The sequence below is a fragment of the Halomonas sp. EF61 genome, from assembly GCF_040147045.1.
Lineage (GTDB): Bacteria > Pseudomonadota > Gammaproteobacteria > Pseudomonadales > Halomonadaceae > Halomonas > Halomonas litopenaei.
This window is the reverse complement of the sequence record NZ_JAMSHM010000001.1, coordinates 228,897-253,467: the sequence shown is the minus strand read 5'-3', so window position 1 is coordinate 253,467 and position 24,571 is coordinate 228,897. Positions and strand designations below refer to the sequence as shown.

The window sequence follows — 24,571 nt, the reverse complement described above, 5'->3', positions numbered from 1 at the left end:
ACGGAGCTTCCATGTCCTCATCCACCCAGCGCAGTTTTCATGACCGCTTGAGCGTCTCCCTGATCGAACATGTGGCACGGGTACATCTCGAGCGGCCAGATCGCCACAACGCCATGGATCCGCCGATGATCGACGCCCTGCTCGAGGTCCAGCGCTGGCTGGGCGAACGGGTGGGCCTGCGCGCGGTGGTGCTTACCGGCGAGGGCGAGAGCTTCTGCTCGGGACTGGACGTGGCCTCGGTGGTGGCAAGCCCCGAGCGCGTGGCCTGGCTGCTGACGCCGGACGCCAGTGGGGTCAATCCGGCCCAGCGCCTGGCGCTTGGCTGGCGTGACCTGGGGGCGCCGGTGGTCGCGGCGCTGCATGGTCACGTCTTTGGCGCCGGCCTGCAGATGGCGCTGGGTGCCGATCTGCGTATCGTCCACCCGGAAGCGACGCTGGCGCTGCCGGAGATCGAGTGGGGGCTGATGTCGGACATGGCGGTCAGCGTCACCGCTGCAGCGCTGCGCCAGGACGTGATTCAGGATCTGATGCTGACCGGCCGTCATCTGGCCGGCGACGAGGCCATGGTGCTGGGGCTCGCCTCGCGGCTGGACGAGGACCCGCGCGAGGCGGCGCTGGAGCTCGCCGTGTCCATGGCCCGGCGCTCGCCCAAGGCGGTGGCCGCGGCGCGTCGGCTGTGGCGAGAGGCGCCACGTCTGGATGAGCGCGGACGCTTGGCCATGGAGGCCGAGCTGCAGCGCAATCTGCTGGCCGGGCGCGAGCAGCGAGAAGCGACCCGGGCACGCCTGGACGGGCGCCCACCACGCTTCGATTGAGCGCCGGCGGCCTATGCCGCAAGCCAACGACAAGGCCCTCGCGGGTATCGCCCGCGAGGGCCTTGTCTTGCAGTCACCTTCCGATAGGGGTCAGGTTCCGGTAGGCCCCTCGACTGGCGACGGAGGATGGATGCGGAACAGGGTGGCGTAGATCACCGGCAGGATCACCAGGGTCAGCAAGGTGGCCGCACCCAGACCGAACACGATGACCACCGCCATGGAGGCGAAGAAGGCGTCGCCGAACAGCGGGATCATGCCCAGCATGGTGGTGATCGCCGCCATGGATACCGGCCGTACCCGGCTGATGGCGGCGGCCATCACCGCATCGAAGGGCGCCTCGTACAGCGGCATCTGGATCTTGATCTCTTCGACCAGCACGATGGCGTTCTTGAGCACCATGCCGACCAGGCTCAGGGTGCCGAGCAGCGCCATGAAGGTGAAGGGGGCGTTGAAGGTCAGAAGACCGCCGACGATACCGATCACGGTCAAGGGCACGATGGCCCAGATCGCCAGCGACTGGCGCAGGTTGCCGAACAGCAGCATGGTCAGGATGAACATGCCGAGGATGCCCAGCGGCAACAGCTTGAACAGCGCCTTCTTGGCGTCACGCGAGGTCTCGTCCTCGCCGCCCCAGCCCAGGTGGTAGCCCTCGGGGAGATCGATGGCCTCGATCTGGGGCTTGAGCCGCGCAAGGATGTTGGCCGCCGTCTCGCCGGACAGCGGTAGCGGCTCGGCGTAGACCGCCAGCATGCGCTGACGGTCGCGACGCTTGATCAGCGGATCATGCAGCTGGGTCTCGAGCGGCCCCAGCACACTGCCGGCGCTGATGTAGGTCTGCTGCTCGGCGCTCCAGACGTTGAGGCTGGCGATGTCGTTGAGGCCGTAGCGCTCTTGCCGTTCATCGCGCAGCACGATGGGGATCAGGTCGGAGCCCTCGCGGTAGACGCCGGCCATCTGGCCGTCGTTGTGGATCAGCAATGCCTGGTGCAGCGCCTGGCGGGTGACGCCGACGCGCCGCGCCTGCTGCTCGAGAAACTCAGGCGTCAGTTCCTCGACCCGATTGCCCCAGGACAGGCGGATACTGTCGACGAAGGGATCGGCGCGGAACACCTCGCTGACCTCGGTGGCGAGGTTGCGCAGGGTATCCGGGTCCGGGCCGTAGAGGCGTGCTTCCAGGCTGGCCTTGGCCGAAGGGCCGACCTGCAGCGCCTGGACCTTGTACTGCGCCTCGGGGTAGTCATCGCGCAGCAGGGTGATGATCTCGGCCATGCGCCTGGCCCTGCTATCGAGATCCTCGGTCTCCACGATCAACTGGCTATAGCTCGGATAGCGGTCCTCGGGCGAGTAGGTCAGGGTGAAGCGCTGGGCGCCGCCGCCGATCACGCTGGTCACGTGGGTGACCTGGTCCATCGTCGCCACCTGGGCCTCCAGGCGCGAGGCCACCCGCTCGCTCTCGAGAATGTCGGTGCCCTCAGGCATCCACACGTCGACGAAGAACAGCGGTGTGGTGGAATCCGGGAAGAAGGCGTTCTTGATGTTGGAGGACAGCGCGAAGGCGCCGACCAGCAGGCCCACGCAGACCGCGATGGTCAGCCAGCGAAAGCGAATGCCCTTGTCGACCAGCCAGCCGAACAGCTGGAAGATCACTCCCTTGTAGGGATCCTCGTGACTGTCGCCGTCGCCGATCTCACGATCCTTGAAGAAGATGTCGAAGAAGAAGGGGGTCAGCGTCAGGGCGGTGATCCAGCTCAGCAGCAGCGAATAGAACAGCACCCAGAACAGTGAGCCCACCAGTTCGCCGGTGGCGTCCGGTGACAGGCCGATGGGGGCGAAGGCGGTGATGGCGATGGCGGTGGCGCCGAGCAGCGGCAGCCAGTTCTGGCCGGCCACCTCCTTGGCCGCCTCGAGCTTGCTCTTGCCCTTGCCAAGGCCGATCAGCATGCCCTCGGTGACCACGATGGCGTTGTCCACCAGCATGCCCAGGGCAATGATCAGGGCCCCCAACGAGACCTTCTGCAACTGCAGGCCGTGGGCGGCCATCAGCATCAGGGTGCCGAGGATGGTGATCGACAGGATCAGCCCCATCAGAAGGCCGGAGCGCAGGCCCATGAACACCAGCAGCACCACGATGACGATGCCCACCGACTCCATCAGGTTGATGACGAAGCCGGACACCGCCTCCTTGACCACCTGGGGCTGGTGGTAGACCGGGGTCAGCTGCATGCCCAGCGGCAGGCGGGATTCCAGTTCGGCCAGGCGGGCGTCCACCGCCTCGCCGACCTTGACCACGTTGACCCCGGACACGAACGACAGGCCAAGCGAGATCGCCGGCTTGCCGTCGGCATGGTAGAGCTGGCCGGGACGGTCGGTGAGCGCGCGCGTCACCGTGGCGATGTCGCCCAGGTGCACCGGGTTGGCGCCGGGGCGACCGACGATCAGGTCCTCCAGCGCCTCGACGCTTCTGAATTCACCGCTGGGCTGCAGCGAGATGATCTTGCCGTGTCGACGCACGCTGCCGGCGTCGGCTACCGCGTTCTGGGCGTTGAGCAGGCCGATCAGTGCATCCGGGGGAATGTTCAGAGCCTGCATGCGCTCGCGGTTGAGCGAGATGGTCACCTGCTCCGGGCGATCACCGGCGATCACCACCTTCTTGACGCCCTCGATCAGGCGCAGTTCGCGCTGCAGGAAGTCGGCCTGATTCTTCAAGTCGTAGAGGCTGTAGTCATCGCCGGATAGATTGAACAGCAGACCGTAGACGTCGCTGAAGTCGTCCACCACCAGCGACTCCGAGGTGCCGGGGGGCAGCCCCGCCTGGGCGTCGCCGATCTTGCGCCGAAGCAGGTCCCAGTACTGGGGCAGGGCAGTGCCCTGGACGTCGGTGTCGAGCTCCACGGTGATCTGGGAGAGCCCGGCGCTGTTCACCGAGCTGACCCGCTTGAGGTTGGGAATCTCCTGGATCGCCTTTTCCAGGCGCAGTGTCACCTCTTCCTCGACCTGCTGCGGGTTGGCGCCGGGGTAGGCGGTGCTGACCAGCGCCATGCGGATGGTGAAGTCGGGAAACTCCAGCTGCCCCAGGCCGAGAAAGGAGACGATACCGCCCACCGACAACAGGATCGTGACCATCCAGCTGATGGTCTTGTTGCGCAGAAAATAGCCGACCATGACCTAGAGCCCCTCTTCCTGGGTCCAGGCGGTGACGCGAAGACCTTGGCGCATCAGATGGGCGCCGGCGCCGACCAGTCGGTCGCCGGCCGCCAGATCGCCGGCGATGAAGATGCCGTCGTCGCTGGCGGTGCGGACCTGTACCGGTACCGCTTCCACCTTGCCCGAGGCTTCGTCGTCGGCGATATAGCGCCACACCACCGTGGCCTCGGGGTCGTCCTCTAGCGTGACCACGGTGCCCAGCGGCACCCGCCACAGGCCGTCGCTTTCGCCGGTCAGGGCGTTGAGGTCCATCGATACCACGGCGCTCATGCCGGCCAGCACGTAGACGTCGTCCGGCGTCGGCAGGGTCAGGGTGACGGTGTAGCTGAGGGTGCCGCTGGAGGCGCGGGTATCGTGCTCCTTGTAGCGCGCGGGGAAACGACGCTCGTCATCGCCGAAGCGCACCCAGGCGACGCTGTCGGCCTTCTCGAGGGCGGCACGCACGCGTTCCAGATCGAGCTGGCGGATCTGCTGTTCGGGCAGGTCGAAGGTCACGTCGATATTGCCGGGCTGCTGCAGCACTGCGATGGTCTGCTGGGGGGCCACCACCTGGAAATTGTCCACCGGCACGCTGGCGATGACGCCGTCGAAGGGCGCCTTCAGCTCGGTGTAGCCGAGCTGGTCCTTGGCCAGGTCGAACTGGGCCTGGGCCGACAGGAAGGCCGCCCGGGCTTCATCGAAGGCGGCGCGGCTGATGGCACCTTTTTCCAGCGATATCTGCATGCGGCGGTAGGTCGCCAGCGCCAGGTCGTAGCTTGACTGGGCGTTGGACAAGGCGTTGCGGGCGTCGCGGTCGTCGAGCAGGGCGATACGCTCGCCACTGGTGACCGCCTGGCCGGCCTGGATGTTCAGCTCCTTGAGTTCCCCGCCGATGCGAAAGGCCAGGTCGGTGCGTTCGGAGGCCTCGACCACGCCGGGGTAGCGAGTCAGGGAGCGATTGCCCATCTCGTCCAGGGTGAGCAGCTTGACCGGGCGGGTGACCTGCTTGGCCAAGGGCGGATCTCCCTCGGAGCAGCCCTGCAGCAGGGGCAGACCGGCAAAGACGAGCAGGGAGGCCATCTGACAGAGTTGGCGAAGCGACATGGCTGAGTCCTTGAAGACGGAGCCGCTTGACGTGCGGCGTGACTCGCCGAGGCCGGTGCCCCAGGGCTACCCGGAGGGTGGGGAGGGTCCGGCCCTGTTGTGGAGCATCGAGCGCTTGGCGTAGAGTGCGTCGGTTCGACGCGCAGGCGCCTATGCTACTGGCGCCGAGTGCACGCTGATGTGCCCTGGATCAATATTTGCCGAACCCTGCAGAGTAAAGGCGTCGTCATGCCCCAGACCGAGTCCCGGCTCCCGCCATCGTCGCCTCCCGCCTCCGTCAGGCCAGAACTGCGGCCCTATCAGCGTGAGGCGGTGAAACGCGTCATTGGTCACTTTCGTCAGTCCGATGAGCCCGCGGTGGTGGTGTTGCCCACCGGCAGCGGCAAGTCCCTGGTCATCGCCGAACTGGCCCGCCTGGCCCGGGGGCGGGTGCTGGTGCTGGCCCACGTGCGTGAGCTGGTCGAGCAGAATCATGCCAAGTACCTGGCCTATGGCCTCGAGGCGGACATCTTCAGCGCCGGACTCGGGCGCAAGGAGAGCGCCCGCCAGGTGGTGTTCGGCTCGGTGCAGTCGGTGGTTCGCCACCTGGACGCGGTAAGTGACGAGCAGAACGCCCATGGCCCCTTCACCCTGCTGGTGATCGATGAGTGCCACCGGGTATCGCTCGACGCGGACTCCTCCTATCGGCGGGTCATCGACCATCTGCGTTCTCGCAATCCCTCACTCAAGGTGCTGGGATTGACCGCGACGCCCTATCGACTGGGCCAGGGCTTCATCTACCACCGCCACCACCACGGCATGGTGCGCGGTGACGCGGACAGCTTCTTTGGCGACTGCGTGTTCGAGCAGCCGCTGCGGCTGATGGTGCGCCAGGGCTACCTGGCAAGCCCGCTCAAGGTGGATGCGGCGGTGGCCCGCTACGACTTCTCGCAACTGGCGCCGGGAACCGGCGGGCTATATCGCGAGGAAGAGCTCAATCGCGTGGTGGCCGGGCACCGGGCCACGCCGGGCATCATCGCCGAGGTGATCGAGCGGGCGCGGCAGCGCGAGGGGGTCATGCTGTTTGCGGCAAGCGTGGCCCACGCCGAGGAGATCCTCGGCTATCTGCCGGCACAGGCCTCGGCACTGATCACCGGCGATACCGACAGCGACGAGCGCACCCGGCTGATCGAGGACTTCAAGGCGAAACGGCTAAAGTACCTGGTCAACGTCTCGGTGCTGACCACCGGTTTCGATGCGCCCCATGTGGACCTGATCGCGATCCTCAGGCCCACCGAGTCCGTCGGCCTGTACCAGCAGATCGTCGGGCGGGGGCTCAGGCTCTCGCCCGGCAAGCGCGACTGTCTGATCCTCGACTACGCCGGCAATCCCTGGGACCTGTATGCGCCGGAGGTGGGCAGTCCGCGGCCGGACAGCGACAGCGAGCCGGTGCAGGTGCCCTGTCCGCTGTGTGGCCACGCCAACCTGTTCTGGGGCAAGCGCGACGGCGAGCTGGTGATCGAACACTTCGGCCGTCGCTGCCAGGGCCTGGTCGACGCCGAAGGCAGGGCGCTGGCCGCCGCCGAGCCAGGGGCGCGCCAGTGCGACTTTCGTTTTCGCTTCAAGACCTGCGGCGACTGTGGCGCCGAGAACGATATCGCCGCCCGACGCTGCCAGGGTTGCCAGACGCTGCTGGTGGACGCCGATGACAAGCTGCGCGAGGCCTTGAAGCTCAAGGACGCCAGGGTGCTGCGGGTCAGCGGCATGCTGCTCGAGTCCACCGTCAATGGGCGGGGGCTGCCGCGGCTCAAGGTCACCTACCATGATGAGGACGGCGCCACCCTGGCCGAGTGGTTCGCACTGGAGACGCCCGCCCAGCGGCGGGCCTTCGAGGCAGTGTTTCTGCGTGATCACGCCCGGGCGCCCGGTGTGCCCTGGTCGCCGACGTCACCCGATCAGGTATGTCGCGAGCAGCAAAGACTCAGGGCCCCGGATTTCGTGGTCGGGCGCAAGGTGGGGCGTCACTGGCAGGTGCGTGAAAAGCTGTTCGACTATCGCGGCCGCTATCGCACCGCCGACAGCGCCGACTGAAGCGCCGCCTGAAGTGCCGCCTGAAGTGCCGACTGAAGCACCGACCGGGCCTCGCTGATTTAGCCAGATCGCGCGGAGCTTGATAGACTGGGGGATTGGTGGCGCCTCGGTCCAAGCGGCCGCATCCTCCCTTGTTCATCGTAACCACTACCATGGCAACCCAGGTCCCCCACGCGTGAGCGACTCGCCGACGACACAACAACCCCAGGGTGGGACTGACGAGGAAGGTGCAGCGACTCGGCCTGACACCGAGGGCGATTTGCAGGCCCAGGCCGGTGCGGCCCCTCACGCCGAGGTCGAAGCCCACGCCCAGGTGCTGGGACGCCTGTTCGATGAGCCGATCACCGAGCTGCCCGAGGATCTGTACATTCCCCCGGAGGCGCTCAGGGTCTTTCTCGAGACCTTCGAGGGACCGCTTGACCTGCTGCTCTATCTGATTCGCCGGCAGAATCTGGATATCCTGTCGATCAATGTGGCCGCCATCACCCACCAGTACATCGAGTACGTGGAACTGATGAAGGCCATGGAAATCGAACTGGCCGGCGAGTACCTGCTGATGGCGGCGATGCTGGCCGAGATCAAGTCGCGCACCCTGCTGCCGCGCCCGCCCAGGAGCGAGGACGGTGACGAGGACGAAGACCCCCGCGCCGAGCTGATTCGCCGCCTGCAGGAGTACGAGCGGCTCAAGCTCGCCGCCGAGGCCCTGGCGGAGTTGCCCCGGGTTGGACGTGACTGGTTTCCTGCCCGGGCGGCGCTGCCCCCGGTGGAGGCCCGGGTCATCCACCCGGACGTCGAGCTCGATGAATTGCTTGGCGCACTGGCCGGCATTCTGCGCCGGGCCGAACTCAACCAGGCCCACCAGATCGAAAGTGAAGTACTGTCGACCCGGGAGCGCATGCTGGCGATCATGAAGCGCCTGACCCATGAGCACTACACCCCCTTCGAGGCGCTGTTCTCGCTTGAAGAGGGCAGGGCCGGGGTGGTGGTGACCTTCATGGCGATCCTGGAACTGGCCAAGGAGGCGATGATCGAGATCGTCCAGAATGCGCCGATGTCACCGATCCACGTCAGGGCGCGGTTGGCCGAGGACGGCGACGAAGATCCGTACGAAGGGCTCGAGGACGAGGGCGAGAGCGCCTTCGACGACGAAACCTTCGACGACGAAACCTTCGACGACGAAACCTTCGGCGATACCTTCGGTGATGCCTTTGATGATGCCTTGGATGATAGTGCCGCCGAGGACAGCGCTGTTGACGACGAGGCGGGCGACGACAGCGCCTTCGATGATGCCGGTGAACAGGATAGGCGTATCGGTCAGTCGGTTGACAAGACACAGGGAGATGAGCCCGCATGAGCGTGATGGAGACGCCCGATGCGTTGGACGACATCGTCGAGGCGGCGCTGCTGGCCGCCGGCCAACCGCTGGCGCTGGACCGCCTCGAACAGCTGTTCGATGAACACGAGCGCCCGCCGCGACGGGCGCTCAAGGAAGCGCTGGAGCGATTATCCGAGCGTCACCTCAGAGGCGCCATGGAGCTGATCGAGACCGCCTCCGGGTACCAGCTGCGCATTCGCCCGCGGCTGGCCAACTGGGTCGCCCGGTTGTGGGATGAACGCCCCCAGCGCTATTCCCGGGCGCTGCTGGAGACGCTGGCGCTGATCGCCTATCGTCAGCCGGTGACCCGAGGCGATATCGAGGAGGTCCGCGGGGTCACGGTGAGCGGCTCGATCATGCGCACCCTGCTCGATCGTGGCTGGATTCGCGTGGTCGGGCACCGAGACGTGCCTGGACGACCGGCGGTGTTCGCCACCACCCGTGGCTTTCTCGACGATTTCGGGCTCAAGACCCTCGACGAACTTCCACCGATGCACGAGCTCAAGCAGTTCGAGCAGTTCGACACCGAGGACGAGCCACCGCCTCCGCCCTCGGCGCTGCTGGCCCAGGCCGACGAGCCGCTGGACGATGATGATGAGACCGCCGAGGGTGAAACTGCCGAGGGTGAACCCGCTGAAGATGGAAGCGCTGAAGCTGCAACCGAAAGAGGCGAGACCGAGGAAGGCGAGGCATCATCGCCCGATCAGGATGAAATGACGGCTTCCCGCGAGGAAGCCGAGACGACGGCGGGCCAAGCGCCCGACGTCAATGAACCGACGGCCGGGACGGCCGACGACGAGCACGCCGGGACGGCGTCCGAACGGGCTCGCCTGAGCTTTGCCGATCTGGAAGCCAGGCTGTCCGAACGCGCCCGGGGCCGCGTCGACGATGACGCTGCCTCGGGGGTGGAACCCACAGAGAGTGAGAACGACGAATGACGACCACCAGCGAAAAACTGCAGAAGGTGCTGGCGCGTGCCGGCCTGGGATCCCGCCGGGAGATGGAGGCCGCCATCGCCGATGGCCGGGTCAAGGTCAACGGCAGCGTGGCGACCCTGGGCGACCGAGTGGAGGCCCGTGACCGGGTCAGTTTCGATGACCGACCGATCACCCTGCGCGCCGCCGACGAGGTGCCAAGGCGGGTGATCATGTACAACAAGCCCGAGGGCGAGCTGTGCACGCGCAAGGATCCAGAGGGGCGGCGTACGGTATTCGACCGCCTGCCGCGCCTCAAGGGCGAGCGCTGGATCGCGATTGGCCGCCTGGACATCAACACCAGCGGGCTGTTGCTGTTCACCACCGACGGCGAGCTGGCCAATCGGCTGATGCATCCTTCCACCGAGATCGAGCGCGAATACGCGGTGCGAGTGATGGGGGAGGTCAAGCGCGAGCACGTGGTGGCCATGGTCGAAGGCGTGATGCTCGAGGATGGCCCGGCACGCTTCAGCGACGTCCAGGAGTTCGGTGGCGAGGGCATCAACACCTGGTTCCACGTGGTCATCATGGAAGGCCGTAACCGCGAGGTCAGGCGTCTGTGGGAGTCCCAGGGGCTGACCGTCAGTCGCCTCAAGCGGGTCCGCTACGGCAACATCTTCCTCGACAAGCGGGCCAAGGCCGGCGAGTGGACCGAGCTTTCCCAGGACGAGGTCGACGACCTGGCCGGACTGGCGGGACTCGAATCGCGCAAGGTGCCTGAGTTGACGCCGGACGAGAAGAATCGCTGGAGCCGCGACAAGAACAAGCGTCGCCCGGTGCACACGATGAAGCGTGGCGGCAAGCCGGATCGCGGCGACAAGAAGCGCTAAAGATACGGTAATCGAAAAAAACACTTGCGTCGAAAGGGGCATGTCCGTAATATCTGCACCCGTTCGGAAGGGTCGTTAGCTCAGTTGGTAGAGCAGTTGGCTTTTAACCAATTGGTCGTAGGTTCGAATCCTACACGACCCACCATCCGAACCTGTGCATGGTCAGGACGATGTCCTGTCATGATCGGGTCGTTAGCTCAGTTGGTAGAGCAGTTGGCTTTTAACCAATTGGTCGTAGGTTCGAATCCTACACGACCCACCAGATTCACGGCCCTCGCTGCTTGCAGCGGGGGCCGTTTTTCGTTTGCGCAGTCTGTGGCTGGAGTCGCCGCCGCAGCCACGACGGCGCTGTCAGCCTGAACAGGCCGTTCCTCAAGCGACGCGAGTACGCCGCGCCGAGCCGATGCCATCGTGTCGACAGGGAATCGAGAACAGGTATGCCGCAGGCGCAATCTTGCGCCGATGCCATGCGTGGAGACTCGGCATAACCGTCCGCCTGCGTTAAACTGTCAAGTGACTCGCCGCTGCGATAGACGCATGGGCGAGGGAGAGAACCACCGGCAGCGGGTCTGGAGCGGCAGTGACGCCTTTCCAGCGCCGCATCAGGAGTCGCAGCTGGCGCTTCCGGCGCCGGGCTCCACGCTCGAGGGTTCTCCTGGCGTGTCGCCGAACGGAGCGTTCGCGGCACTGTCCCATCAACAGGGGGATCCCCTGTCGATCACAGTGGTAGACACGATGACGATCATGACTTCTCGCGCCGAGATCAGAGAGCATCTCGCGCGCCCGTACTGCCCTACCCGTATTCCCTCGGAAGACGCTGCGCGCGTCGATGAGATCAAGCGCCTGCTCAAGGCTCACAATGCCGTACTGGTGGCGCACTACTACACCGATGACGCTATCCAGCAGCTGGCCGAAGAGACCGGCGGCTGTGTCGCCGATTCGCTGGAGATGGCGCGCTTCGGTGCACGCCACGAGGCCGATACGCTGGTGGTCGCCGGCGTGCGCTTCATGGGCGAGACCGCCAAGATCCTGTCACCGGAAAAGCGCGTGCTGATGCCGACTCTGGAGGCCACCTGCTCGCTGGACGTGGGTTGCCCGGAGGACGAGTTCGCGGCCTTCTGCGACGCCCATCCGGATCGCACCGTGGTGGTCTATGCCAACACCTCGGCGGCGGTCAAGGCGCGTGCCGACTGGGTCGTTACCTCCTCCATCGCGGTGGACGTCATCGAGCACCTCAAGGCCAGGGGCGAGAAGATCCTGTGGGCCCCGGACAAGCACCTGGGCGGCTACATCCAGAAGCAGACCGGCGCCGACATGCTGCTGTGGGACGGCGCTTGCATCGTCCACGAGGAGTTCAAGGCCAAGGGGGTCGAGGACCTCAAGTCGGTCTATCCGGACGCTGCCGTACTGGTGCACCCGGAGTCGCCCGAAGCGGTGGTCAGTCTGGCCGACGTCGCGGGTTCCACCTCCCAGTTGATCAAGGCGGCCAAGGAGCTGCCCAACGAGCAGCTGATCGTCGCCACCGATCGCGGCATCTTCTTCAAGATGCAGCAGGCGGTGCCCGACAAGACCCTGTTCGAGGCCCCGACGGCGGGCAATGGCGCGACCTGTCGAAGCTGCGCCCACTGCCCGTGGATGGCGATGAATGCCCTGGACAATCTGGCCGCCGCGCTGCGAGAGGGCAGCGGTGAAATCCAGGTCAGCGACGCCCTGCGGACCCAGGCGCTGAAGCCGCTGACGCGTATGCTGGAGTTTCAGGCCTGAGGCCAGCCGTTACTTTTTTCTGGTGACACCCCGCGCCCACGCCCACGAGCCCACGCCCACGAGAGAGTCTCGTGGGCGCTTTTGTTCATGGGCCGAGTCGTCTGTGGGCTGGCGGGCCTGAGCGCTGCGTCGCCTGAGCACGGTGTCGTCGCCGCGTCCGTCGCTGTCGGGTTCAGCGGAGCTTCCTGCTCAGCGGAATTTCTCCATGGTCCGGCGGTAGTCGAGGAAGGCGTCTCGACGACGCTGAATGCTTGACCTGGCGTTGAGGTCGCCTTCGCGCTCGGCCATCGCCTCGGCGACTTCCAGCTGGCGAATGGCGCGATCGATCTCACCGGTCAACTGCAGCTGCTCGGCTCTGGCCAGATGGCCCCAGGCTTCGCGGCCACTGCGCCCGGCGGCTTCCGCCAGTAGCCCGAACACGGTGGGGTCCTCGGGACGGCGCTGGGCCAGTGCGTGGAGTTCCCGGTAGGCCGCGTCGGGGTCGCGCTGCAAGAGCGCCTCGCCCAGCAGCTGGCTGGTCGGTGGGTAGCCTGGCATCAGGCGCAACTGACGCCGGGCACGCTCGATGGCCTCGTCGACGCGCCCGCCCTCCAGTGCCACCTGGACGGCGCTGGCGGGCAGCAGGGCGGTATCCGGGTGTGCCCGTGCCAGGCCGTCGAGCGTATTCAGTGCCGAGCCGGTCTGGCCGGCCCGGGCGTCGATCAGCGCCTGCAGATAGCGCTGGGCGTCCGCCGGCGCCTGGTCCTGGCGCATCACCGTCATCGCCTGGCTGGGCGCACGCTCGTGGATCGCCAGCAGTGCCCGGGCACGGATGAACTGGTACTGCAGTTCATCCGGTGCCGAGCCCGTCACCCGGGTCTGGTTGACCCTGGCCTGGGTGTCGCTGATGCGTGATTCGGTGATCGGGTGGGTCAGCAGGAATTCCGGCGGAGTGCCGCCCTGGAGGCTCATCAGGCGTTGCATGGAGCGAAACATGTCGACCATCGCCTGGGGTTCGTAGCCGGCGCTGGCCATGGCCTGCAGGCCGATGCGGTCGGCCTCTTCCTCGTAGCGACGCGAGTAGCGCAGCTGGTCCTGGATCATCGCCGCCTGGCTGCCGGCCAGGGCCGCGATGCCGGCGTCACCGGCGCCACTGGCGGCCAGGATCAGGCCCGCCAGCATGGTGGCCATGGCCGGCACCTGAGTCTGCTCGGCGCGGGCCTTGCTACGGGCATAGTGGCGTTGTGACAGGTGGCCGAGCTCGTGGGCCAGCACCGAGGCCACCTCGGCTTCCTGGTCGGCAAAGGCGAACAGCCCGGTGTTGACGCCGACCACGCCGCCGGGGACGGCGAAGGCGTTCAAGGTCTTGTTGTCGACCAGGGTGATGGTGGTGTTGATGCCTCCCAGGTCGCTGTAGGGCACCAGACGGCCGACCAGTGTCTCCACATAGTGCTGGGCCAGGGGGTCGCGCCATTCCGGCACGTGGGCGCGAAACTGGCGTAGCCAGGCACGTCCAAGGCGGGTTTCCTCGCCGCTGATGGCGTTGCTGCCGGTGGACATCAGCGATGGCAGGTTCAGCTCCCTCGGCTGATCGAGCAGGGTGCCCTGGTCCAGATACTGGGCCTGTGCCGTGGTGGCGTTCAGGCTCAACGCAAGCGTCGACGCCAGGGCCAGGGCCGGCATCGGGCGCCAGCGGCCGCGATGCCAAGGCAATGCCTGACGGCGTGCCCGCGCGGGGCGAGCGGTGACGGCAAACAGCGTGCGCTTGGGCATCGAAATCCTCGTCGATAGCGTTGGAGGGGGTTGCCTTGGGACATTGATTCAGCCGGAAAAGTGCCTTTAAATCGCAAGGGCTCGCCCCTCGGGGCAACGGCGCTGCGATGTGCAGCGATCCGATATCGCATTCTCTCGGGAGAGATCATGGCAGTGCAACCTGACGATGTGCTAGATGCGTGCGGACTTCCGTGTCCGCTGCCGCTGCTCAAGGCCAAGCAGGCGCTGTCGCGCCTGTCGCCTGGGCAGGTGCTGGAGGTCAGGGCCACCGACGCCGGTTCCTGGCGAGACTTTGAAAGCTTTGCCGAGCACAGCGCCCACGTGCTGGAAGGGCGCGAAGAACGCGACAAGGTCTATGTCTACTGGTTGCGCAAGGCGGGTGATGCATGAGTCTGCGTAGCGTATTTCGCGGCTGGGTCGATCACTACTTCTCCGATGAAGAGGCGGTGCTGCTGCTGGTGTTGCTGGTGGTGGGGCTGGCGGTGGTGATCTGGCTCGGCCAGATGCTGGCGCCCTTTCTCACCGCGCTGGTGGTGGCCTTTCTGCTGCAGGGCGCGGTCAACGCCCTGACGCGACGCAAGGTGCCACACCTGGTGGCGGTCATGACGGTCTTTCTGGCCTTTGTCGGGGTGCTGCTGGCGTTGGCGCTGATCCTGCTGCCGTTGATCTGGAACCAGCTCGCCAGCCTGATCCAGGAAGCGCCGCGGATGTTTGCTGCCGGCCAGCAGATGCTGGACGACCTGCAGATGAGCTACCCCCAGCTGATCACTCCTGACCTGGTCCAGGACTGGATCGCTGTGCTCAGCCGCGAGGCGACCCAATTGAGCCAGCGTGCGCTGACGCTGTCGCTGGCGTCGCTCGGCAATGTGCTGGGACTGCTCATCTACCTGGTGCTGGTGCCGATCCTGGTGCTGTTCATGCTCAAGGACCGTGACCGTCTGGTGGGCTTTACCGTGTCCCTGCTGCCGGCCAAGCGCGACCTGATGACCCGGGTGTGGAAGGAGATGGACTGCCAGATCGCCAACTATGTGCGCGGCAAGGCCACCGAGATCGTTATCGTCGGTAGCGTGACCTTCTTCATCTTCGCCTTCTTTGGCCTTCCCTATTCGGCGCTGTTGGCGGTACTGGTGGGTTTTTCGGTGCTGGTGCCCTACATCGGCGCCGCGGTGGCGACACTGCCGGTGGCGGCGGTAGCGGGCTTTCACTTTGGACTGGGGGACCAGTTTCTCTATGTGATCGTCGCCTACGGCGTGATCCAGGCGCTGGACGGCAACGTGCTGGTGCCGGTGCTGTTCTCCGAGGCGGTCAATCTGCACCCGGTGTCGATCATCCTGGCGGTGCTGTTCTTCGGCGGCGTCTGGGGTTTCTGGGGGGTGTTCTTCGCGATCCCGCTGGCGACCCTGTTGAAGGCGCTGGTCTATGCCTGGCCTCGCGGGATCAAGGAGCGCAGCATGGCAAGGTTGCCGCCCCACTCTGATGCAGGTACGGGGACCGGTACCGACGGTTGAGCCCTGCTCTCGAGGCGAAACACAATGCCCGGCCAATGGCCGGGCATTCGTCCTTTGCCGGGGAGGACGAGGCTTGCATCCGTAGGCCGGCGTGTCAGGACTGGGCGTGCAGTTCGCGGGCGGCTTCCAGCACTTCTTCCACGTGGCCCTTGACCTTGACCTTGCGCCATTCCCTGGCCAGGCGACCTTCGCTGTCGATCAGGAAGGTGCTGCGCTCGATACCCAGGTGCTCCTTGCCGTAGAGCTTCTTGAGCTTGATGACGTCGAACAGGCCACACACGGCTTCGTCCTTGTCTGATATCAGCTCGAAATTGAAGCCCTGCTTGGCCTTGAAGTTTTCCTGGGCACGGATGCCGTCACGGGAGACGCCGATGACCACAGTGTTGGCATCGTCGAAGTCTGCCTTGTGGTCACGAAAGTCGCCGCCCTCGGTGGTACAACCGGGGGTGCTGGCCTTGGGGTAGAAGTAGATCACCACCTGGCGACCGCGCAGTTGCGACAGGGTGATGGTGTTGTCGCCGGTGGCGCTGGCGCTGAAGTCGGGTACCGGCTCGCCGATGGACACTGTCATGGTGGCTCCAGAATCGCAAAAATAGGCGTCCGATTACACGCAATGACGCTCTTCATGTAAAGACGCGGCTGTACAGGATATGGCCGCCTGAGTACCATTTGTGCTCTGGTCACGACCTCGCTTCCCCGGGTCGCGACCCCCTTGGCCACATTCGTTCACCCCGACCGCCATCGTCAGGGTCGCGGGAGGGCAGACAACAGAGGAACAACGAGGATGATCACGGGCAGTATTGTCGCCTTGGCGACACCGATGAAGGCCAACGGCGATATCGACTGGGAAGTGTTGCGCAAACTGGTGAATTTCCACCTCGACAATGGCACAGACGCCATCGTGGCGGCGGGTACCACCGGTGAGCCCACCACCATGACCTTCGCCGAGCACTTCGACGTGATTCGCAGCGTGGTCGAAGAGGTCAATGGCCGCATTCCCGTCATCGCCGGCACCGGCTCCAACAACACCACCGAGGCGGTGGAGCTGACCCGCTACGCCAAGGAAGTGGGGGCCGACTACTGCCTGACCGTGGCGCCTTACTACAACAAGCCGACCCAGGAAGGTTTGTATCAGCATTTCAAGGTGATCGCCGAGACCAGTGATCTGCCGGTGATCCTGTACAACGTGCCGGGACGCACCTGTTCGGACATCTACAACGAGACCGTGCTGCGTCTGGCCGAGGTCGACAACATCATCGGCCTCAAGGATGCCACCGGCAACCTGGAGCGCGCCGAGGACCTGATCGAACGCCTCAAGGGCAGCGACTTCATGCTCTACTCCGGCGATGACGCCACCGCCTGCGACTTCATGCTGATGGGGGGGCATGGCGATATCTCGGTGACCGCCAATGTGGCGCCGAAGGCCATGCACGAGTTGTGCGCCGCCGCCGTGGCCGGCGAAAGCGACAAGGCTCACCAGATCAACACCCGGCTTCTGCCCCTGCATACCAACCTGGGCATCGAGGCCAATCCTATCCCCGTCAAGTGGGCGCTCAACCGCATGGGTATCATCGAGCCCGGCATCCGCCTGCCGTTGACCTGGCTGAGCGAGAAGTATCACTCCACCATCAGCGAAGCCCTGCAGCTGGCAGGACTGATCGAGGACTGACGCCTGAACCGTGCCTCCGGTCGTGATGTCGTGGACCCAATTTTCAATCAAGGTGGATGCATGAATTCTGCGCTTAAAGGACTGCCGCTGGCGATGATCGCGGCCCTGACCCTGGCCGGCTGTGCCAAGGACGGTCACTATCACGATCGCAACGAGGATTACGCGGGCGCCCGTCAGGCGGCTCCGCTGACCCTCCCCGGCAGCCGCGACCAGAGCCGCTATCGCGATATCATGCCGGTGCCTCAGGCTCGCGGCGACTTCTACGCCCGCGAGGGGGACTTCGCCGCGCCTTTGCCACAGACGCTGTCTGCCAGCACCGCGGTGGCCGCCGGTGACGTGGCGGTGCGCGAGACCGACGCCGATCGCTGGCTGGTGGTAGGGGCCGCGCCCGCGGTGGTGTGGCCGGAGCTCGAGCGCTTCGTCGAACAGCGCGGGCTGGAGATCACCCGCAGCGACAGCGCCAGCGGTGTCATCGAGACCTCCGACGCCAGCCTGGTACTGCGCCAGGGCCTACGGTCGGGCACCAGTGAGGTGCGCTGTGATACCGCGGGCCAGCTCAACCGGCTGTGCCTGAACTCCCTGCAGCGTCACTTTGAAGCGCGTAGCGCCTCGGCCAGCATCGCCTCGGCGTCGGCCCAGCAGACGGCCGAAGCCGACAGCGTTCGCTTCGAGCCTCGCGGCGATGACTGGGTGATGGTGATGCCCTTCGACATCGAGCGGGCCTACGCCGAGCTCGCCTTCCAGCTCGAGAACAACTTCGAGATGGAAGATCGCCGCGAGCTGGTCTCCGTGGATGAAAGCGGCAAGCGCTTCGTGATCGACTACATCACCGAGAGCGAGCGTACCCGCGGCTTTATCGACTCCTTGACCTCGATGGACCTGCTTGAGTCGATGCAGCGCATTGAACTCAGGTTGTCGCCCCAGGGCCAGGAAACCCTGATGGAGGCACGTAGCGCCGACGACGAGCCGCTTTCCGGCGATGATCAGCGTGAGCTGCTGCAGCGCATGGAGGGCTTGCTGCGCTGATGAGCGTCGGGCATGCCAAAGGTTCCCGGGGAGGCTTGCGTTTCGCCTCCCTGGGTAGCGGAAGCAAGGGCAACGCCACCCTGGTCAGCGACGGCGAGTCGATGTTGCTGGTGGACTGCGGTTTCGGTCTCAAGGAAGCAGAACGCCGGCTGGCGCGGCTGGGTGTCCATCCGCGTCAGCTCGATGCCTTGCTGGTCACCCACGAGCATGGCGACCATGTGCGTGGCATCGGACCCCTGGCCCGTCGCTATGACCTGCCGGTACATCTGACCCCGGGCACCTGGCTGTCCGGCAAGCTCGGCCGGCTGCCCCGGACCCACTGGATCACCCCTCAGTCGCGTTTTGCCATCAAGGGACTCGACGTCGACGCCATCACGGTGCCCCATGACGCCCGAGAGCCGGTGCAGTTTCGTATCGCCGCAGGTGACAGGAAGCTGGGGCTGCTGACCGACCTGGGCCACCCCAGTGAACACGTGCGCCAGGCCTTCCGTGGCTGCGATGCCCTCGTGCTCGAGTGCAATCATGACGTGCGCATGCTGGCTGAAGGCCCCTATCCGCCCAGTCTCAAGCGCCGTGTCGGCGGACGTTGGGGGCACCTGGCCAATGGCCAGGCTGCGGCGCTGTTGACCGAACTGGGGCTGGATCGGCTGCAGCGTATCGTCTGCTCCCACCTGTCGGAGCATAATAACCGCCCCGAACTCGCTCTGGAGGCATTGACGCCTCTGCTGGATGGCGACGAGCCCCGCCTGACCGTGGCTGCCCAGGATGACGGCCTGGATTGGCAAGCGATTCACTGATTCAGGACCCTGGTCCTGCTTGAACCCCTTTTTTTGATTTGCCTGTGGAGGCACCCATGGAAAAGCGCGAAGAACTCTATGCCGGCAAGGCCAAGTCGGTCTATGCCACCGATGACCCGGATCGTCTGATCCTGCACTTCCGTGACGACACCAGCGCCTTCGACGGACGCCGCATGGAGTCGCTCGAGCGCAAGGGCATGGTCAACAACCGCTTCAATGCCTTCATCATGGCCAAGCTGGAAGAGGCCGGCATCCCCACCCACGTGGAAGAGCTGCTGTCGCCCACCGAGTGTGTGGTCAAGAAGCTCGACATGATCCCGGTGGAGTGCGTGGTGCGCAACATCGCCGCCGGAAGTCTGGTCAAGCGTCTCGGCGTCAAGGAAGGCGAGCCGCTGACACCGCCGACCTTTGAGCTGTTTCTGAAAAACGACGAGCTCCACGATCCCATGGTCAACGAGTCCCTGGCCGAAAGCTTCGGTTGGGCCAGCGCCGAGCAGTTGGCCGAGATGAAGGCGCTGACCTTCAAGGTCAACGAGGTGCTCAAGCAGCTGTTTGCCGACGGCGGCATGCTGCTGGTGGACTACAAGCTCGAGTTCGGCGTATTCCACGGCAAGATCGTGCTGGGTGACGAATTCTCACCGGACGGCTGCCGTCTGTGGGACGCCAAGACCCGCGAAAAGCTCGACAAGGATCGCTTCCGCCAGGGGCTGGGCAGCGTCATCGAGTCCTATGAGGAAGTCGGCCGTCGTATCGGCATCGATTTCAGCTGACAGCCGCTTGCCGTCACTGGTCTGCGCTGACTGCCGCAAGGGCATGATGCAACGACGGTGGTGCAAGTGGTGATAACACCGAAAGCATGTAGAGGATCGCCCGGGCCTGGCCCGGGCGATCTGCGTAAGGGGGGTGAGAAAAGGTGTCGAATTCGGTGCAGGTCATCGAATTCCGAGTAACGAAAAACGTCCTTTCTTTCTTCGCGACCTGGCGTTTAGGGAAGCGAATTTTTTCAGAATGTCGTGGTAATAGGGTAAGTGACATAACGTTCATATCTGGTCGTTGCTCTGATTTTTTTATGCCGTAACCCGCTTCACTTTACGTCCCTCCTGTCCTTCTGTCCTGTATATAGGCCAGATATCTCCTTCAATGCCGGATAGAGAATAACCTCCGTCCTCATGATGAATATGTATTGGGTGTTTATAATCCTTATATGTTTCCCGTGTTGTAGCGGGGGAACCGGAATATTTAATAGTGACTGGCATCTACATGTTGCCTTATATCGATTAAAAACGTCGTAACAGCAAAGAATAGTTGAAATACAAACTGTGCTTTTATATCTGTCACTCCTGCTTGTTACCAATAGTTACACAGGAGTACTGTCTCGGTGGATAGCGATAGCTGGCTCTGAGGGAGCCAATCGATAGATCGCATCGCGTCGCACGGCTGTCTCTTCACTGTCGGCAAGGTCCTGATAGCCACCGAGGCGGCCATCTGTTGGCGCGAATGGCGATAGTTTCAGCCAAGGAGGCGGGACATGGCAGGGAATATCAGGAACCAACGTAGTACCGGGGAGGGCCGCAGCGTGCTGCCAATGGCGAGGCGTCACCCACTGGCGCAGGCGGTCGGTGGGGCCGGCCGGATGCTGACCGGCGGCGCTCTGGTATCGAGCCTGGGGCTGATCGCCTGGCTGGGCGCCGCGACCACGGCGCAGGCCAGTACGATCAGTACCAACGAGTCGTGTGTCGGTGCGAGCCAGGCCAATGACGCCTATGTGGGGCGCGGGCCGACCAACCGCGTTACCCAGCAAGCAACGGATGGTACCGGTAACTATACCCTGGCGTCGGGCTGCAATGCCAATCAGGGGGGAGCGGCGAACTATGCGGTGACCGCCTTTGGTGCCTTTTCCAAGGTCAACGGTGATGGCGCCCTCGCCTTGGGCTTCAAGGCCTCGGCGACCGCCCGCTATGCCAGTGCGGTGGGCCTCGACACCGTGGCCGATGCCATGGGCGCCACCGCCCTAGGTTTTGGCTCCAACGCCAAGGGGGTCAACGCGGTGGCCATCGGCGGCGCCAGCGACGGCACCACCGATGGCGCCGGCAGCGCTGCCGGCGGCACCTTGAGCGTGGCCAATTCCACCACCGCTTCCGGTGCCGGCTCCATCGCTATCGGCAGCAATACCGTCAAGGGTGCCCAGGCCACCGGGATCGGCACCATCGCTCTGGGGGGCGAATCCAGTGCCAGCGGCGAGCAGGCCATCGCCCTGGGCGAAGGCAGCAACGCCAGTGGCAAGCTGGGCACCGCCCTGGGCGTGGACACTGTCGCCTCCGGGGAGAACAGCGTAGCGCTGGGGTCGCTTGCCAGCGCCAGCGCCAAGGATACCCTGGCCTTGGGGGAAGGCAGCGCCGCCACCCAGGATGGTGCCCTGGCGCTGGGGCATGAAAGCCAGAGTAAAGGGATCGACAGTATCGCCATCGGCTCGGCGGCCAAGGCCAGCGGCACGCAGTCCATCAGCCTGGGCTACGGCAATACCGTCAGCGGGGACTTCAGTGGCGCCTTTGGCGATCCTTCCGAGGTGTCCGGCGATCAGTCCTACTCGGTCGGCAACGACAACACCATCAAGGCGGAGCTCAGCGGCGTCTTCGGTAGCGGCAGCCGTATCGACAGCGGCGCCGACGGCAGCTATGTGCTGGGCAACTCCAGCAGCGTGACCGCGGCCGGCGGCCTGGCGCTTGGCAATGACGCCGCGGTCAGCGCGGCCCAGGGTATCGCCATCGGTAGCGGCGCCAGTGCCAGCGTGGCCGACAGCGTGGCGCTGGGCAGCCATGCCGCCACCGAGACCGTGGTGGCCACCACCCAGGCTAGCATCGCAGGCAAGGACTACAGCTTCGCCGGCGCGACCCCTAGCGGTACCCTGAGCCTCGGCGCGGCGGCCACCACGGACAGCGAAGGCAACGCCGTGGCCAGCGTCGAGCGCACGATCACCCATGTGGCGGCGGGACGGCTTTCCGCCACCAGCACCGATGCGGTCAACGGCAGTCAGTTGCACGCCACCAACCAGGCGGTGGACCTGGCCAGGACCGATATCGGTGCATTGGACACCCGGGTCACCAGCAACAGCGACAACGTCACCACCAATACCACCAGCATCGCGGGCAACACCACCGCCATCAGCACCAATACCAGCGCCATCGCCACCAACACCAGTGATATCGCCGGCCTGCAAGGTGGCGTCAGCTCCCTGCAGCAAGGGGCGGTGACCTTCAAGGACAACGGCGATGGCACCTTCGACAGCGGCACGATCGTGCTGGACGAGGAGGGCACCACCATCGCCAACCTGGCCGACGGCAGCCTGGCCGAGGACAGCCAGGAAGCGGTCAATGGCGGCCAGCTGTTCGCCACCAACCAGAAAGTCACCGGTAACACCACCGCCATCAGCGACCTGACCACGGTGATGGCGGACACCACCAGCACCCTGACCAATCTGTCAGGTGACGTGGCCGACAACACCACCGCCATCACCAATCTGTCACAAGGCGTGACGGACAACGGTACCGCCATCACCAACCTGACCACCTCGGTCGGCAGCAATACCACTCGTCTCGATGCGCTCGCCGAGGATTCCACCTACTACCAGGCGAACTCCAGTGCGGCAGGGGCCACGGCCAGCGGCGCGGAAAGCCTGTCCATGGGGCCACAGAGTACGGCCTCGGCGGCCAACAGCGTGGCCATCGGCAACGCTGCCAACAGTAGTGTAGCCGGTGGCGTGGCGCTGGGGGCAGGGTCGGAGGTCTCGCGCACGGTGGTGGCGGACAGCGGCTCCATCGCCGCCGGTAGTACCACCATCAGCTACAACACCAGCGACAAGACGCTGCTGGGGGCGGTGTCGGTGGGCAACGATGGCGCCTACCGCCAGATCACTAAGGTGGCAGATGGTATCGAAGCGCATGACGCGGTGACCCTGCGTCAGTTGCAGGGGGCCATGGGCACGCTCACGGTGGGGGACGGTAACAAGTACTTCCACGCCAACTCGACCAATGCCGCCGATTCCCTGGCGGTCGGTGATGAAAGCATCGCAGTGGGCCCGGCGACCGTCGTCAACGGCGATCATGGCCTGGGGATCGGCGACGGTGCCGAGGTCGAGATGACCGCGCCTGGTGGTATCGCCCTCGGCCAGCACAGCCACAGCTTCCTGGAAGATACCATCGCCATCGGTACCGAGAGCCAGGCCCAGGGACAGCTGTCGCTGGCGTTGGGTGCGGGCGCTATGTCGCTGGGTGCCTCCAGCGTCGCCCTTGGCAGCAACTCGGTGGCGGATGAGGCGGTGGCAACCGGCGGCATGACGCTATTGGGGCAGGACTACGTCTTCGCCGGCGGTACGCCGGTGGCGACGGTGGGCATCGGTAGCCAGGGGCAGGAGCGCACCCTGACCCATCTGGCGGCGGGGCGAGTGAGTGCCGACAGTACTGATGCGGTCAACGGCAGCCAGCTCTACGCCACTGGCCAGGCGGTGGAGGGCGTAGGCGAACGGGTCGACAACCTGGAGACGGGGTTGGGTAGCGTCACCGAGCGGGTCGATGGACTGGATAGCCGCGTGGATGGCCTGGAAGGCCAGTACGCCAGCCTGGCCGATGGTGCGGTGGGCTACGACCCAAACTCCGAGCACGGTTCGATCACCCTTGGCGGCTCAGGGGGCACCACCATCACCAACCTGGCCGACGGGGACATCCAGCAGGGCAGCAGCGACGCTGTCACCGGTGGACAGCTCTGGGATCTCAGTCAGAAGGTCGACAGCCTGGGCAGTGGCGGCAGCGGTGGCGGCGGCATCTATACCGATATCGCTACCTCGGGGCCGGCGGCCAGCGTCGCCACGGATGAGGGGGTGGCGATCGGTGGCGGTGCCCGGGTCGAGGATGGTGCCGAAGGCGGCGTCGCCCTGGGCAGCGGCTCGGTGGCCGACCGCGAGGGCATGAATGGCCAGAACGAGGCTTTCTCGAACACGGCGGTGGCATCGAATCAGGGGGCGCTGTCGGTGGGCAGTGCCGGTGGCGAGCGCCAGATCACCAACGTGGCCGGTGGCACCGAGGCCACCGACGCGGTCAACGTACGCCAGCTCGAGGCGGTGCAGCAGGGGGCGGCCAACTATGACCGCCACGAAGACGGCAGCATCGACTACGCCAACCTGACCTTCGGCAACGGTGAGGGGCCAACCCAGCTGCACAACGTGGCACCCGGGACCAGCGAGTACGACGCAGCCAATGTGGGTCAGCTCAGCGCTCTGGATCGCAAGTTCAGTCGGGCCTACGACCACCTCGACGACAAGATCGATGACGTCGAGCGTGACGCCAGTGCGGGTATCGCCGCAGCCGTGGCCATGGGGGATGCGCCCTATCTGGCCGGCAAGTTTACCTACTACGTGGGAAGCGGCTACCACGATGGCGAGAGTGCGGTGGGGGTCAACCTCAGGCGGACCGCGGACAACGGCCGCTGGAGTATCGCCGGCGGTGTCGCTGGTTCCCGAGCTGGAGTGACGGCGGGACTGGGGATGACGGGTGCCTTCCGCTAACTCGGCATAGGCGTCGACGGATGTTTTACCGAAGCATCGTGAACAGCACCTTTCCGCTTCATCACACCACGCCAGTGTCACTGTGGCGTGGGTGACCGCGACGTGGTGCTTAACGGCAGGGAGTCCCGTCTTGCTATCTCCACTATC

Annotated in this window: 16 protein-coding genes, 2 tRNA genes and 1 pseudogene; 15 read left to right on the top strand and 4 right to left on the bottom strand. The window is 65.2% G+C overall.

All coding sequences use genetic code 11. From position 1 onward, the window contains the following. Positions 1-11: 11 nt before the first annotated feature. Positions 12-815 carry a crotonase/enoyl-CoA hydratase family protein gene (locus NFI08_RS01030; protein WP_349586561.1) on the top strand — a complete coding sequence of 268 codons (804 nt, stop codon included), beginning with the start codon at positions 12-14 and terminating at the stop codon, positions 813-815. 90 nt (positions 816-905) lie between these two features. Here NFI08_RS01030 and NFI08_RS01025 read toward each other — a convergent pair whose 3' ends face one another. Then, the gene (locus tag NFI08_RS01025) at positions 906-3,977 is read right to left on the bottom strand and encodes an efflux RND transporter permease subunit (RefSeq protein WP_349586558.1); all 3,072 of its coding nucleotides are present in this window, start codon (positions 3,975-3,977) and stop codon (positions 906-908) included. A gap of 3 nt (positions 3,978-3,980) precedes the next feature. Continuing rightward, the gene (locus tag NFI08_RS01020) at positions 3,981-5,102 is read right to left on the bottom strand and encodes an efflux RND transporter periplasmic adaptor subunit (RefSeq protein ID WP_045991992.1); all 1,122 of its coding nucleotides are present in this window, start codon (positions 5,100-5,102) and stop codon (positions 3,981-3,983) included. A 228-nt stretch (positions 5,103-5,330) separates the two neighbouring features. On the opposite strand from NFI08_RS01020, the gene radD reads away from it, so the two are divergent. The 7 genes and pseudogenes from radD to nadA all read left to right on the top strand — a co-directional run bounded on the left by radD (position 5,331) and on the right by nadA (position 12,115). Then, positions 5,331-7,172, top strand: coding sequence for a DNA repair helicase RadD (gene radD / locus NFI08_RS01015; protein ID WP_349586554.1), 1,842 nt, complete (start codon positions 5,331-5,333; stop codon positions 7,170-7,172). 259 nt (positions 7,173-7,431) lie between these two features. Next, a pseudogene (locus NFI08_RS01010) lies at positions 7,432-8,352 on the top strand (segregation and condensation protein A); the annotation flags it as partial. A gap of 170 nt (positions 8,353-8,522) precedes the next feature. After that, complete coding sequence (gene scpB / locus NFI08_RS01005; RefSeq protein ID WP_349586552.1) at positions 8,523-9,485, top strand: SMC-Scp complex subunit ScpB; 963 nt, start codon at positions 8,523-8,525, stop codon at positions 9,483-9,485. Then, complete coding sequence (gene rluB, locus NFI08_RS01000; RefSeq protein ID WP_045991996.1) at positions 9,482-10,351, top strand: 23S rRNA pseudouridine(2605) synthase RluB; 870 nt, start codon at positions 9,482-9,484, stop codon at positions 10,349-10,351. Before scpB ends, rluB begins: the two co-directional genes overlap by 4 nt. A gap of 69 nt (positions 10,352-10,420) precedes the next feature. After that, positions 10,421-10,496, top strand: a tRNA-Lys gene (locus tag NFI08_RS00995). A gap of 41 nt (positions 10,497-10,537) precedes the next feature. After that, positions 10,538-10,613 (top strand) — tRNA-Lys (locus NFI08_RS00990). Between the two features lie 473 nt (positions 10,614-11,086). Next, positions 11,087-12,115: a quinolinate synthase NadA gene (gene nadA / locus NFI08_RS00985; RefSeq protein WP_349586547.1), complete on the top strand. Its 1,029-nt coding sequence runs from the start codon at positions 11,087-11,089 to the stop codon at positions 12,113-12,115. A 189-nt stretch (positions 12,116-12,304) separates the two neighbouring features. On the opposite strand, the gene NFI08_RS00980 is transcribed toward nadA, so the two are convergent. Then, a complete protein-coding gene (locus NFI08_RS00980) occupies positions 12,305-13,867 on the bottom strand; it encodes a M48 family metalloprotease (RefSeq protein WP_349586544.1) in 1,563 nt (520 codons plus the stop codon). A 147-nt stretch (positions 13,868-14,014) separates the two neighbouring features. On the opposite strand from NFI08_RS00980, the gene NFI08_RS00975 reads away from it, so the two are divergent. Both NFI08_RS00975 and NFI08_RS00970 read left to right on the top strand, forming a co-directional pair. After that, positions 14,015-14,257 (top strand): sulfurtransferase TusA family protein, encoded by a 243-nt coding sequence (locus tag NFI08_RS00975; RefSeq protein WP_045991997.1) that lies wholly within the window; start codon positions 14,015-14,017, stop codon positions 14,255-14,257. After that, a complete protein-coding gene (locus NFI08_RS00970) occupies positions 14,254-15,375 on the top strand; it encodes an AI-2E family transporter (RefSeq protein ID WP_349586540.1) in 1,122 nt (373 codons plus the stop codon). Before NFI08_RS00975 ends, NFI08_RS00970 begins: the two co-directional genes overlap by 4 nt. Positions 15,376-15,469: 94 nt before the next feature. Here NFI08_RS00970 and NFI08_RS00965 read toward each other — a convergent pair whose 3' ends face one another. Next, positions 15,470-15,946: a peroxiredoxin gene (locus NFI08_RS00965; protein WP_108449973.1), complete on the bottom strand. Its 477-nt coding sequence runs from the start codon at positions 15,944-15,946 to the stop codon at positions 15,470-15,472. 213 nt (positions 15,947-16,159) lie between these two features. On the opposite strand from NFI08_RS00965, the gene dapA reads away from it, so the two are divergent. The 5 genes from dapA (at position 16,160) to NFI08_RS00940 (ending at position 24,424) form a co-directional block, all read left to right on the top strand. Then, positions 16,160-17,044, top strand: coding sequence for a 4-hydroxy-tetrahydrodipicolinate synthase (gene dapA, locus NFI08_RS00960; protein ID WP_045992000.1), 885 nt, complete (start codon positions 16,160-16,162; stop codon positions 17,042-17,044). A 60-nt stretch (positions 17,045-17,104) separates the two neighbouring features. Then, positions 17,105-18,070: a lipoprotein-34 gene (locus tag NFI08_RS00955; RefSeq protein WP_349586535.1), complete on the top strand. Its 966-nt coding sequence runs from the start codon at positions 17,105-17,107 to the stop codon at positions 18,068-18,070. Beyond that, on the top strand, positions 18,070-18,867 hold the full coding sequence (locus tag NFI08_RS00950; protein ID WP_349586532.1) for an MBL fold metallo-hydrolase: 798 nt from the start codon (positions 18,070-18,072) through the stop codon (positions 18,865-18,867). The genes NFI08_RS00955 and NFI08_RS00950 overlap by 1 nt, the downstream gene beginning before the upstream one ends. A gap of 56 nt (positions 18,868-18,923) precedes the next feature. Then, positions 18,924-19,637, top strand: a complete 714-nt coding sequence (purC, locus tag NFI08_RS00945) for a phosphoribosylaminoimidazolesuccinocarboxamide synthase (RefSeq protein ID WP_045992003.1) — start codon at positions 18,924-18,926, stop codon at positions 19,635-19,637. A gap of 758 nt (positions 19,638-20,395) precedes the next feature. Beyond that, positions 20,396-24,424, top strand: coding sequence for a beta strand repeat-containing protein (locus tag NFI08_RS00940; RefSeq protein WP_349586529.1), 4,029 nt, complete (start codon positions 20,396-20,398; stop codon positions 24,422-24,424). Positions 24,425-24,571 lie beyond the last annotated feature (147 nt).